Below are 12,303 nucleotides of genomic sequence, written 5' to 3' on the forward strand. Positions count from 1 at the left end.
ATACTCCGGCCTTAGTTATAAAGGTATGGTTTTACTAAATCACCAGGATTGATTTTTTGAATCCCTTCAACAATAACTTTATCAATGCTTGACAAACCAGATGTAACAGTCCAATTAGAACCAGTCATTTTACCTAGCGACACATTTTTTATTGCAACATGATTATCTTTGGTTAGTGTCATTACAAATGCTTCTCCGCGAGGAGTCCTCTGTATTGCTTTCTGGGGTATTAAAAAGCTGTCCTTTAATGAACCCTCTTTTATTGAAGCTTTGACAAACATGCCCGGTAGTAATTTGTGTTCCGGATTCGGCACTGTTACACGAACCAATACCATACCTGTATCTTGGTCAACACTAATGTCAGAAAATTTTATACTGCCAAGATGAGGGTAATCGGTATCATTCATTAGTGATATTTTTACATTATTTCCTGTTGAGCTAAGGTTAGTGATTTTTCCTTTGCTTACGGCGTTTTCTAGATTGATGAGGTCAGTAGATGACTGATTCACGTTAATATAGACATGATCAAGTTGTTGTATAGATGCAAGCGCTGCCGTTTGGTTGGCGGTGACCAGCGCGCCCTCAGTGATATTCGAGCGACCGATTTTTCCGCTGATAGGGGCTCGTACATTTGTATAACCAAGATTTATTTCAGCTTCATCTAGTGCTGCTTTAGCAGCCATGACGGCAGCTTTTGCCTGTTGCCAAGCTGAGTGATTCTTATCATAATCTTGTTTACTTATAAGATGTTTGCTTAAAATATATTTAAATCGTTCATCTTGCAGTCTCAGCATCTCTTCATTAGCCTGTTCTTTTGCTAATTCAGCTTTGAGTTTTTTGACTGTTGCCTCATATGGTGTTGGATCAATCTGATACAGTATTTGTCCTTTTTTTATATCAGCACCTTCTTCAAAGAAACGCTTTAAAATTATTCCATCAACTCTTGGCCTTACTTCAGAGACACGCTCTGCTTCAACTCTACCAACTAAACTTGTAATGACAGGGATGTTTTCATTAACTAAGTTAATATAACTAACCTCAGTAGGTAAGGTACTTATAGATGGCGTGTTAGTATTTCTATTGCATCCACTGAGTAGTGCTGAGCAGCTAAAAATAACAAAGGATAACAATAGAGTATGTTTTCTATACATGCATTTATTACCTGGCTGATAAAAATATGGGTGGCAAGAAGATATAACCTTATGACTGTAGGTGAACAGCAGAAATCATCCTTGGCGATATTTAATACTTGATAGATATATTCTGTATTAATTTACAAAATCAAGTATGCTCATTAATTATTAAAGTGTAACCAAGATATGTGTTATGAATGTGTTTATCTGTAGCAAATTGTGTCAGCAATTAATTGATGATTGTTTTTAAAGACAAAAAGAAAAAGCAAAAAAAAATGCCGGATGACCGGCATTTTTTATTTTAATGCTATCTGTAATTAGAAGTTATATTCCATGGAGATAGCTACTATATCATCTGTCGGCTGACCATATTTGCTATAGCCACTCATGGAACCATCATCCAGCAGATTCATTTTATAATCTACAAAGGTAGTGAAATTCTCGGTGAAGTAATATCTTACGGACAGGTCAACATATTCGTTAAGGCGGCCGCTAATATTGTTAGAGGTGTCTTTTACATCTTCTCTAATGTAAGCTGCGATGGGTTCAAAGTCGCCAGCACGATATTTTGCTACGGCTTCATAACCATTGCTCTCTGCAGCAAAACCATTGTTTACGATAGACTGATATTCACCATGAGAGTAGTTGACTGCCATGTAGAAACCGCTATTGGTATAGCTAATTGCGCCACCAACAAGTTTGGCATCATGGTCGCCACCAAACGATGAATAGTTTCTTTGATCGTTAGTTTTCTTGGCTTGGTTATAAGCAACACCCAAACCGAGACCATTATCAAAGTTGTAAGTAGCTGATGTGGCGAAACCGTTACCAGTCCCCATCAAATGATTACCAGAATTGGTAAAACGGTCATTATTTTGAGCTTTACCTTCACCGGTAAACTGAGCACCCAAGGAGAGGCCATCGTATGTATAGATGTACTGAAGCAGACCGTTGCTACGTCCAGTACCAAATAGATCGTTTACTTTACCAAGGCCATCACCACCAAATTCTGGCATGATATCAGTGGTGTTCTTTACTGCTTTATCGAACAAACCATCTTGACGACCATAGACTAACGTTCCGAAAGTATCATGCTTCATACCTGCATAGGCATAACGCAGTTCATCGTTGTCAGAGCCAGAGGTTGGCAAGTTATACTCAGCGAAACCAAAAGCATTTAGCTCATTATTGATAGCCGTTTCACCGTTAACATGCAGGCGAAAATAGCTTGAATCACCACGGAGATCTTTGTTACCGGAGGCATAATATTCACCGTTTACTCGGCCACCAATATCCAGCTTAGTACCATTTTGATTAATAACAGTGGCTGCTTGAGCGCCGCTGGCCAGTACTAAGCTGGTGATGGCCATAGTCAGTGCAGATTTTTTCATATCCATGTTTCCTCTGATGTAAACACTTCCGAACCTGTGATCGGCTCTATGGAAATCGGAAAGGGTCCGATAACCACACGGTAGGCGCCTGAACCTTGACTGGGCCTGAATCTGTCGCCGTTTAATTGAGCGGGGAAGGGGGCTGGAAATATCAGAAAAGACATTTTTGAAGTAGGTGAAAAGCAATTAAATTCAATGTGTTATTATCATTTTAATTTTTATGTATTTCGACATTCCTCATCAACCAAGCCGATAAAGCAAGTTGTGAGCTGTGTCACAGCTGATAGTGCCAACGCTTTTCTGGATAGCAGACGGCACACAACCTGTAGCACTTTGTGAACCTGGTTGTCTGCTATCTTGCATGAGCATGTATTGCGCCATAATGCTCAGGTTCTCCATCCGTTTTTTGCTGACAAATAGTTAGATTGGAGATCCGGAGTGCTGATGAGTTCACTAACATGACCTGCTCGTGCCACTCTTGAGCTGGTTGAAAGGGCGGTTGAAGTGGTGAGAATGGTGGTTGCCTATGTGATATGCCCAGCGCTGATGCTGTAGGTAGTCTGGCTTGCGATACCCAGTTTTGGATACAGCACGTATACCCACCTAGTACTCCGCAGATTGCTTAAGGTACTTGCTGTCAAGGAGCTAGCAGGTCCATCCCGTGTTTCCTGCACGTAACCATATAAGAATGGGCTAGTTTACCCTGACAGCCATAACGCGTCGGCGTCTGCCAGCATATCAACTCACCAGTTTTGCTCTATCCGATAAAGGGCAGTTTAAAAATCGGTGAGTCTCACTCCTCGTCCCATCGGTGCTCCATGTATAAGGTCAGCCATATTCAGGCTGTAATACTGGAAACATTGCACGTTATCTGATGAACAATACCTTGTTTATATCTGCTGCAACAGTGAGGAATTGCGCCAAAATAAGCCAACGCCAGGGGGGCGTGACCGCGCTTCAGTTTGTTACACCTCCCTGTGTACCCGCACTGATGACGACGCTATCCTGGAAACCCAGCCCCTTTGAGTGTCTTGCCAGGTAGTCAACTTGCTTTTTGCCACAGGGTCAGCAGCAGATCCTGTTCCAGTTCATCCGGACCCTGTTGAGCGAAAGCGTGACGCTGCTCACCGGTTGCCCGCCAGCCGAGACGGCTGGTCTCCAGAATAAAGCTGCGCATGGCCTGATCCATGGTGAAGCTGAACTGGCAGCGCTGTTGAGCCATCAAATTGAGGCCGTCGAGGGTTGGCCAGCTGAGGGGGTGTTCCATACTCACCGGATTGAGGCTGACCCGCAGTTGCCACTGATGACGCGGGCCAGGCTGCAGATAGAGCAGATAGCCGCCGGGGGCCAGCCAGCTGACCAGTTGTTCGGTCTTGACCTTGAGATCGTTGACCAGCAACACCTGAACCGAGCCTGGTTGCAGCGGCGCACGGGCGGGATCGGCAATGACAAATTGACCGTCCGGCTGCGCTTTTTTTGCAGCAAAGATGGTGTTTTTGGCGATATCAATCCCGGCAAACTGCCAGCCGGGCAGGCGCTCTGCCAGAGCACGGCAGTAGTAGCCTTCACCGCACCCGAGATGGATCAACTCTTGCGGGGCCAGCGGAGAGAGCAGGGAGGCCATTGCTTCAACCAGCGGCAGTTGGTGTCCGGCTTCCAGGAAATGGTGCTTGGCGCGCATCAGGGCGCGGCTGTCGCTGTCTTTGGGGTTTTTCTTGCCGGGAATGAGATCCAGATAACCTTCCGGTGCCGGATCGAAGTGATGTTTGTTGTCGCAATAGCGCCCCTGGGAGGCTTCATGAAGATGGAGCGGGCTGCGGCAACGGGGACATTGAAGGTGCATAGTAACTCTCTGGGCGAATGCCGGAACAGTGAAAGGCGTTCGGGATTATAGGGGAGAGGATCGAAAAAGGCTGCCGTAGCAGCCTTTTTTATCCCAAGGCCTCAGCCAGGCCTGCGGACGGGTCATCAGCGAGTGCCAAATACCACAATGGTCTTGCCGTGAGCAGAGATGAGCTCCTGCTCTTCCAGCATCTTCAGGATGCGGCCCACGGTTTCACGGGAGCAGCCGACGATCTGGCCGATCTCTTGACGGGTGATCTTGATCTGCATGCCATCCGGGTGGGTCATGGCATCCGGCTGTTTGGCCAGGTTGAGCAGGGTCTGGGCGATCCGGCCAGTCACATCTAGGAAGGCGAGGTTACCCACTTTCTGGCTGGTGTGTTGCAGGCGCTTGGCCATCTGGCCAGAGAGACGCATCAGAATGTCCGGGTTGACCTGGATCAGCTGGCGGAACTTCTTGTAGGAGATCTCTGCCACTTCGCAAGAGCCTTTGGCGCGAACCCAGGCGGAGCGCTCGGGATTCTCGTTCTCCTCGAACATCCCCATCTCGCCCAGGAAATCGCCCTGGTTCAGATAGGAGAGGATCATCTCTTTGCCCTCATCGTCCTTGATCAAGACGGCCACAGTGCCCTTGACGATGTAGTAGAGGGTCTCCGCTTTTTCACCCGCATGGATCAGGGTGCTCTTGGCGGGATACTTATGAATGTGGCAGTGCGACAAGAACCATTCCAGGGTGGGATCGCTTTGCGGTTTGCCAATGACCATGAGAATTCCTCTGTAGTGTCTTTTTATGGACTTGTGCGTCCGGGCAAGCTGCCAATCTTGCCATTCCTTGTATTGGTCGCAGTAGGATAAGAGCCTTTGCCTGTGCTGACAAGGCTTTGCGGGCTTTTGACAGAGCCCTTTGAGTAATGCCTGCTGCGCCGCTTCGGCCATTCTAGGGAAGATAGAGGTCGGAGATGTTGATTTTGATCTATTTCCATCCCAACTCCCCCTGTTCGGCAGAGATAAGCGACTGGGTTATGCTAGGGATCCATCATCACGATTAACAGGAGAGAGTGCGAGATGAAAGCCAAGGTCAGCTGGGTGGAAGGGATGAAGTTTGTGGGTGAGAGTGAATCCGGTCACAAGGTGATCCTGGATGGTGCCAACCCCGGTGAGGGGGCCAGCCCGATGGAGATGATCCTGCTGGCGGTCGGTGGCTGCAGCTCCATTGATGTGGTCTCCATCCTAGAAAAAGCGCGCCAGTCGGTGACCGCTTGTCATGTCGAGGTCAGTGGCGAACGGGTTGATAGCGTGCCCCGGGTTTTCGAGAAGATTAATCTGCACTTCGTGGTGACAGGCAAGGGATTGGCAGAGAAACAGGTGGCCAGAGCGGTCGATCTGTCGATGGAAAAATACTGTTCTGTTTCCCTGATGTTGGAAAAAGCGGTACAAATTACCCATAGTTATCAAATTGTTGAAGCTTGATAACTGACGATTGTTTCGTTGGTACCCTGGCATAAGGCCGTCACATGAGGCCTCTGCACAAGGCCATTACATAAGGCCATCACATAAGGAAAGTGCAATGAAAAAATTGATCGCTCTGCTTCCCCTGTTGGGTCTGGCGGCGTGCAGCAGCCCGCAACCTACCCAGTATCAATACAGCCAATACCAGTGTGGCGAAGAGATGCTGGCCGTTACCTATGATGCCCAGGCCGACATGGTGCAGTTCCCCTATGCCGGGGTTTATCACAAGCTGGCGCGTGTGGAGTCAGAGTCTGGCGCCAAATATTCCGACAGCGTCACCACTTTCTGGAATCAGGAGAAACAAGCTCTCCTCACCCAGAAAGGGGTGACGCTGCTGACCTGTACGCTTAAATAAGTGACCACAGATAGCTGAAGGTGTGCGGCTTTGTGCCCGAGTCTGGCCTAGGCCTGATTGGGTCAGGAGGTTGTGACCACAAAAAACGGCTTGCCGGGAGGCAAGCCGTTTTTCTATCCATCTGTTATCACTAAACAAGCGCTAGTTGGTGGGGACGCGATTGAGTAGCTCGGCCGCGAGCTGCTGGCTGAGTGCCTGACGCTGGCTGTCTGCAATGCTCACATCGCTGGTCAGCTGGATGATGCTGCTCCAGACCGCTTTCTGGGTTTTACGATCGAGCAGCACGATGGCCAGCGACCCTTTGCGCTGGTTGGCCGAGGCATATACCCCGGGTGTCATGCCAAGGCGCGCGAAAATCTCGCCGTCACTCATATCCTTGCCGCCCGCGACGCCGATGGCGACCCACAGATCTGCCTCGTCGAGCGGTGCACTCTGCCACCCCTTGCCATTGAGCTCCCGGCTTACCGCCTGCTGCATTGGCTCAAGCCACCCTTCCGCCAACTCACCGGCAAATTGATACTGCTCGGCCAGGGCGTAGCGCGGGGTTGCACCATAGGTCCAGTTGCCCATCGGGCGAACCAGCATGGTGCCGGACTCCAGCGTGGGGGCCGTCGGCCCGCTGCTGCAGCCGCCAAGCAGGGCGGCCAATACCACAGAGATAAACGCTAACCGCATTGTGAACTCCTTGGCTTAAGTGATCTTGCCGGTTTCAAGTAGTTGCTGGATGAGTGGCTTAAGGATCAACTCCATGGCAAACCCCATCTTGCCACCCGGCACGACGATGGTATTCATTCGTGACATGAATGAGCCGTCGATCATCGACAACAGATAGGGAAAATCGACCTGTTTTATGCCGCGAAACCGGATCACCAGCATACTCTCGTCCAGACTCGGGATCACCTTGGCACTGAAGGGATTGGAGGTGTCCACTGTCGGCACCCGTTGGAAGTTGATATGGGTGCGCGAGAACTGCGGGGTGATGAAGTTGATGTAATCATCCATGGAGCGGACTATGGAGTCGGTTACGGCCTCACGGGAGTGGCCGCGCTCCGAGGTATCGCGGATCAGCTTCTGGATCCACTCCAGGTTGACGATGGGCACCACGCCGATGAGAAAGTCCACGTGGCGGGCTACGTTGTGATCCTCAGTGACCACACCACCGTGCAGCCCTTCATAAAACAGCAGGTCAGTGTCGCTCGGCAGATGCTGCCAGGGGGTGAAGGTGCCGGGCATCTGGTTGAAGGGGACCGCCTCGTCAAAGCTGTGCAGATAGCGGCGATACTGGCCGGTGCCATCCTGGCCATAGCCCTGAAAAAAGCTCTCCAGCAAGCCGAAGTCATTGGCCTCGGGGCCAAAATAGCTGATGTGGCGTCCTTGTTCACGCGCCTTGCGGATTGCCACATCCATCTCGGGGCGGGTATAGCGGTGAAAACTGTCACCTTCTACCACGGCCGCCTGATAACCCAGCTGGTGGAACATAGATCTAAAGGCAATGGTGGAGGTAGACGTACCGGCACCGGACGACCCGGTGACGGCGATAATGGGATGCTTGGCCGACATAGAATGCTCTCTTCCTTGGGAGTTTCGTTATACGGGCGTGAACCCGAGATGGTCAAGACGGCTCGTTGAAACGATCACGCGGCACAATATTGACCGATTCATGCAACTCGCTATAGACGATCACGGCGATGCCTTGCTGTAATTGAGTCCTTACCATAGCGACCTTAGCCTCAAGCGGCACATCATGTTCGCCATATTCGGTGCCTTCCTGCAGCACAAAGTGCTCGATCAGGTTGGTCAGGGTATCGGCATCCAATGCTTGCCAGGGGATTATCATGAAGGGATCTCGATGCAAAAGGGTATAACTGTCAGCTATTGTTGTGCGCAATAAAATGAGTGCAACCTCTTTTTACGCGTTTCGTGGAGTGTGAGACATGTTGTCTGAAGAGCAACGCCGGGCCCCCTCAACGATGTCGGCTCACATGGATCTTGCTCGCCGGCAGGCTATCAGTCGCGGCATGGTCTGGTTCTGGCTGTTGAACTGGCTGGTGGTGCTGTTTCTTGCGATACGCTACCAGGTCTACAGTCAGGCGGGCCTGGCCAGTGATGGTGCTCTACCATGGCGTTTTCAGAGTGAGTTGGGTTTTGTCATGGTAGTGCTACTGCTACTGCCGGTTGCAGCCCTGCTCTGCAACCATATGCAGGATCGAGTCTGGCTATGGTGCGCACTGGTCGTAATGTTGGTCTGGGGGGGCGTCTGGACGCTACATATCTTCACCATTGGTGAAGTTGAGCTGCGGGGAGGTGCAAGCTATGCCAACGGGATCATGCGCCTCAATTTACTGGCCGCGCTGATCGCGTTCTATCCCGACCGACGCGTGCTGTATGCCTATCTCAGTGTACCGTTGCTATTTGGCGTTGCGCGCTTGTGGTGGCTGGAGGTGGATTTTCCCCAGCTTTATCTGCTTGAAGTGGTATGTACCATCATGGCGCTGGAGGTTGGCCGCCGGATGCTGCATCGCTGGTTTGAGTTGGCCGTAATTCGCGAGCATGACAATCTGGCTCTGTTGCGGCGCCTCGATGCACTGGCCAAGCAGGATCCACTGACCGGTCTTGCCAACCGGCGCCACTTCAGTCAGGAACTCGAACGTTGCATAGCCCATAGTCAGTCGAGCAGCACTCCGCTTGCCCTTATCCTCATTGATGTGGACTACTTCAAGCGCTTTAACGATCACTATGGCCATCAGGCGGGAGATGTCTGCCTGCGGGAAGTGGCGCAGTTGATGATGCGTGTGGTGCGCAGTGAGGCGGAGCTGGCTGCCCGTTACGGCGGTGAGGAGTTTGTGTTGCTGCTACCCGATGCCGATAGTCAGGGCGCAGCTAAGGTAGCGCAGCGGTTGCAGGATGGGCTGGCTGAAGTGCAGCTTGAGCATCTGGCATCCGACGTCGCCGATCGGGTGACCATCAGTCAGGGGATCGCAGCACTGGGAAACGGGGAGAGTGGCGAGCAGCTACTGGAGCGGGCCGATCAGGCGCTCTATCGGGCCAAGGAGTTCGGACGCAATCAGTTCTGTGTTGCAGAGTGACTCTGTTCGGCAATCCAGCGGCTGATCCGCTCATCCAGCCAAAACCGTGGCCGCCAGGGCGTGCCGTGCAGAAAGCCGACATGGCCGCCGCGCTGGCTCAGCTCATAGCGCACCGTGGGCGAGAGTTGCTCCGGCCGTGGAATGACGGCGTGTGACATAAAAGGGTCGTCGGCGGCGTGGATGATCAGGGTCGGGATCGCGATCTGGCGCAGCAGGGGAAGGCCGGAGCAGCTCTGGTAGTAGTGGGTTGCACTGTGAAAGCCGTGCAGTGGCGCGGTGACCAGCTCGTCAAAATCACGCAGGGTGGCAATCTGCTCCACTTGCCGAGGTTGCCAGCGTTCACTCGCTTTCTGCTGCTGGCTGATTTTGTTGAGCAGATTGCGGCGCATGGTGCGTAGCAGATAGTTCTGATAGACCTTCGAGAAGCCCTGATTGACCCGCTCGGCGCAGCTCGCCAGTTGCAGCGGGGCCGAGACCACCACCGCCGCTTTCAATGCCGCAGGACAGGCCCGCGCCAGTAGATTGACCAGCATATTGCCACCCAGTGAAAAGCCGATGGCGATCAGCGGTTTGCCCGGAAAACGCTGGCTCAGCTCGGCAATCAGCTCCTGCGCATCACCGATGGCGCCGGAGTGATAGGCCTGCAGGTGGCGATTGGGCTCGCCGCTGCAACCGCGAAAGTGCATCAGCACGGCCTCTCTGCCCTCTTGCAGCAGATGGGCGAACAATCCCTTGGCATAGTGGGAGTGAATGCTCCCCTCCAGCCCGTGAAACACCACTACCAGCGGTCGTTCATCAAGGCTGACCTCCCCGCTCCAGGCGAGGTCGACAAAGTCCCCATCCTGCAGTTCAAACCGCTCCGCCACAAAACGGGCAGGGGGGCGGCGCAGCCATTTTGGCAATATGGTCTGCAGATGAGGATTGCGTGCCCACCAGGGGGCGTGGAAGTGGCTCTCGGTCAGCATGGGGTCAGCCGGTCAGTGTCGAAGATAAGGAGGACGGGAGGTGTGTTCCTCCCGCCAGTCATTGGCTTATTTCAGCAGGCGATCGTGATGTTCGGCACCGCGCAGCATGGCCTGGATCAGCTCATTGGCTTCGAACTTGGTCAGCGCCTCATGAGCACCCACCTGATGGGCCCGCTCCACGCTGATCTCGCTGGAGAGGGAGGTGTGCAGGATGATGTAGGCCCCCGCCAGTTTGCTGTCGCTCTGCACCTCGAAGGCCAGCTCGTAGCCATCGAGCCCCGGCATCTCGATATCGCTCACCAGAATGTCGATCGGGGTCTTCTGGCTTGCCCGCGTCTGCATCAGGGTCAGTGCATCCTTGCCATTGGTGCAGACCTCATAAGGGATATTGATGTAGTCGAGGGCAGCCATCAGCTGACGGCGAGCGACCGAGGAGTCATCGACCAGCAGGATCCGCATCGGCTTGATCCGCTCCCGCTGCACATCGGTCAGCACCGGATAGAGGTGGCTCGGATCGTCCGGATAGACCCGGGAGAGGATCAGCTCCACATCCAGCAGCTGGATCAGCTGGTCATTGACCCGGGTCACGCCGGTTACGAACACATTGTGGCCGAGTGAGGCGGGGGGCGATTCGATATCGCGCCAGTTGCACTCGGTGATCTTGTCGATGCCCCGTACCAGAAAGCCCACCAGGGTACGGCGGCAGTCGGTAATGATGATGAAGCAGTGGGGCATCTCCTCCTTGCTGATGGGGCGATAGCCCACCGCCATCGCCATGTCGATCACCGGAATGGTGGAGCCGCGCATATTGGCAGCTCCCAACACGGTCGGGTGCGAGTGGGGCATTGCCGTCAGCTGGGTGTAGGGCACTATCTCCTTCACCTTGAGGGTACCGATGGCAAAGGATTGTTTGGCTGAAAGGTGAAACAGCAACATGCCCTGTGATTGATTGGCTTTGCTCGTCATGGCAGATGTCCTGTTGGTCGAAACGTTGGCAGTCACTTCAGGCCTCTAGCATAAAGGATTACGGGGGGAATGGCCCTTCCTTGTTAACGACCATCTGGCAAAAAACTGGACTCATTCAGCCAATTTCGTTGGCGCACTCACATCGGCGTCCGGTTATTGATCGCCATCCTCGCCAGCGCCCCACTGCTGGCAGGCAGCTTGCAATGCGGCTTCATCGGCATAACCCAGCTTGCTGGCCACCTGCGCGGGTTTGCTGCCGCCCTTGAGCAATCTGAGCGCCTGCAGCAGTTGCCACTGTTGTTGCAATTCACTCCCTTCCACCGGCGCATCGGCTTGTTGTGCCCACAGTTGCAGAGACTCCGGTTGGCCATTGGCCAGCGCTTGCCAGCAGGCTTGCAGCTCACCGTGACCCTGCTGGCTGATGGCACACTGTTGCAGCTCATCCAGGATCACCTGCAGTCGCTGACCGTAGGCGCCTTGCCACTCTTTCGGACGTTGCCACCGGGCCAGCGAGTCGAGCAGGGCATCGAGCAGCGGGGTGGTCTGCAGCCAGCCAGCCTGCTGCGGCTGAGCCACGCGCAAAGAGACATTCAGCTGATCGTACTCGCAACCGCTGAGGGGGCTGAAGGCCGCGAGGGCATCGGCGCAGAGCCAGAAGCTGCTGCCTGCCGGCAGCAACAGCTCATGTTGGCCCAGTCTCAGCAGCGCGGCGCCCCGGGTGATCCGCAACAGCTGCCCGACCGGAGTTCGTTTGCGGTTGCCGGCGTGCAGGCCCTGGCAGGAAAAATGGTGATACTCGATGACGTGATGCATGTAAAAACCCTGATATGATGCTGCCTGGAGGTAACAAATATGGAAACCAGACGTAAAAAACGCTTCATTGCCGGTGCAGTCTGCCCGGCGTGCGGCAAGTTGGACAACATGATGCTGTATCTGGAGCATGGAGTCGAGAAGGTGACCTGTGTCGCCTGTGGCGATACCCAGGTACAAACGCCTGCCGAGGTCGACAAGCAGACTCGCGAGGCGGAAGAGGTGATCGGGGTGTTTCGCCCCTGA

14 protein-coding genes are annotated in these 12,303 nt (G+C 53.1%); 4 read left to right on the forward strand and 10 right to left on the reverse strand.

Annotated elements, in window-relative coordinates; all coding sequences use genetic code 11:
- Positions 1-11: 11 nt before the first annotated feature.
- The 4 genes from I6L35_RS10740 to crp form a co-directional block, all read right to left on the reverse strand.
- Positions 12-1,151 carry an efflux RND transporter periplasmic adaptor subunit gene (locus tag I6L35_RS10740; protein WP_216980221.1) on the reverse strand — a complete coding sequence of 380 codons (1,140 nt, stop codon included), beginning with the start codon at positions 1,149-1,151 and terminating at the stop codon, positions 12-14.
- 299 nt (positions 1,152-1,450) lie between these two features.
- Entirely contained in the window at positions 1,451-2,524 is a 1,074-nt protein-coding gene (locus I6L35_RS10745; protein WP_216980222.1) for a porin, read from the reverse strand.
- Positions 2,525-3,566: 1,042 nt separating this feature from the next.
- Positions 3,567-4,367: a putative RNA methyltransferase gene (locus tag I6L35_RS10750; protein ID WP_005348293.1), complete on the reverse strand. Its 801-nt coding sequence runs from the start codon at positions 4,365-4,367 to the stop codon at positions 3,567-3,569.
- A gap of 125 nt (positions 4,368-4,492) precedes the next feature.
- Entirely contained in the window at positions 4,493-5,131 is a 639-nt protein-coding gene (crp, locus tag I6L35_RS10755) for a cAMP-activated global transcriptional regulator CRP (protein ID WP_005335304.1), read from the reverse strand.
- Positions 5,132-5,431: 300 nt separating this feature from the next.
- Between crp and I6L35_RS10760 the strand changes: the two genes are divergently transcribed.
- Both I6L35_RS10760 and I6L35_RS10765 read left to right on the forward strand, forming a co-directional pair.
- A complete protein-coding gene (locus I6L35_RS10760) occupies positions 5,432-5,836 on the forward strand; it encodes an OsmC family protein (protein ID WP_216952977.1) in 405 nt (134 codons plus the stop codon).
- Between the two features lie 97 nt (positions 5,837-5,933).
- Positions 5,934-6,230, forward strand: a complete 297-nt coding sequence (locus tag I6L35_RS10765) for an MliC family protein (RefSeq protein ID WP_043820839.1) — start codon at positions 5,934-5,936, stop codon at positions 6,228-6,230.
- A 141-nt stretch (positions 6,231-6,371) separates the two neighbouring features.
- Here I6L35_RS10765 and I6L35_RS10770 read toward each other — a convergent pair whose 3' ends face one another.
- The 3 genes from I6L35_RS10770 to I6L35_RS10780 are packed head-to-tail and all read right to left on the reverse strand — an operon-like array spanning position 6,372 to position 8,067.
- Complete coding sequence (locus tag I6L35_RS10770; RefSeq protein ID WP_216978124.1) at positions 6,372-6,905, reverse strand: DUF4136 domain-containing protein; 534 nt, start codon at positions 6,903-6,905, stop codon at positions 6,372-6,374.
- A gap of 15 nt (positions 6,906-6,920) precedes the next feature.
- Positions 6,921-7,790, reverse strand: coding sequence for a phosphoribulokinase (locus I6L35_RS10775; RefSeq protein ID WP_157162054.1), 870 nt, complete (start codon positions 7,788-7,790; stop codon positions 6,921-6,923).
- A gap of 52 nt (positions 7,791-7,842) precedes the next feature.
- The gene (locus I6L35_RS10780; RefSeq protein WP_005348275.1) at positions 7,843-8,067 is read right to left on the reverse strand and encodes a YheU family protein; all 225 of its coding nucleotides are present in this window, start codon (positions 8,065-8,067) and stop codon (positions 7,843-7,845) included.
- Positions 8,068-8,212: 145 nt separating this feature from the next.
- Between I6L35_RS10780 and I6L35_RS10785 the strand changes: the two genes are divergently transcribed.
- Entirely contained in the window at positions 8,213-9,316 is a 1,104-nt protein-coding gene (locus I6L35_RS10785) for a diguanylate cyclase (RefSeq protein ID WP_254204432.1), read from the forward strand.
- Here I6L35_RS10785 and I6L35_RS10790 read toward each other — a convergent pair.
- The 3 genes from I6L35_RS10790 to I6L35_RS10800 all read right to left on the reverse strand — a co-directional run bounded on the left by I6L35_RS10790 (position 9,295) and on the right by I6L35_RS10800 (position 12,060).
- Positions 9,295-10,281 (reverse strand): hydrolase, encoded by a 987-nt coding sequence (locus I6L35_RS10790; RefSeq protein WP_216978126.1) that lies wholly within the window; start codon positions 10,279-10,281, stop codon positions 9,295-9,297. The two genes, I6L35_RS10785 and I6L35_RS10790, sit on opposite strands and share 22 nt — an antisense overlap.
- A gap of 66 nt (positions 10,282-10,347) precedes the next feature.
- Positions 10,348-11,247 carry a chemotaxis protein gene (locus tag I6L35_RS10795; RefSeq protein ID WP_005335289.1) on the reverse strand — a complete coding sequence of 300 codons (900 nt, stop codon included), beginning with the start codon at positions 11,245-11,247 and terminating at the stop codon, positions 10,348-10,350.
- A gap of 153 nt (positions 11,248-11,400) precedes the next feature.
- Positions 11,401-12,060: an AraC family ligand binding domain-containing protein gene (locus I6L35_RS10800; protein WP_216978127.1), complete on the reverse strand. Its 660-nt coding sequence runs from the start codon at positions 12,058-12,060 to the stop codon at positions 11,401-11,403.
- A 39-nt stretch (positions 12,061-12,099) separates the two neighbouring features.
- On the opposite strand from I6L35_RS10800, the gene I6L35_RS10805 reads away from it, so the two are divergent.
- On the forward strand, positions 12,100-12,303 hold the full coding sequence (locus I6L35_RS10805) for a YheV family putative zinc ribbon protein (RefSeq protein ID WP_005335287.1): 204 nt from the start codon (positions 12,100-12,102) through the stop codon (positions 12,301-12,303).

The organism is Aeromonas sp. FDAARGOS 1405 (genome assembly GCF_019048265.1).
Classification (GTDB): Bacteria; Pseudomonadota; Gammaproteobacteria; order Enterobacterales; family Aeromonadaceae; genus Aeromonas; species Aeromonas veronii_A.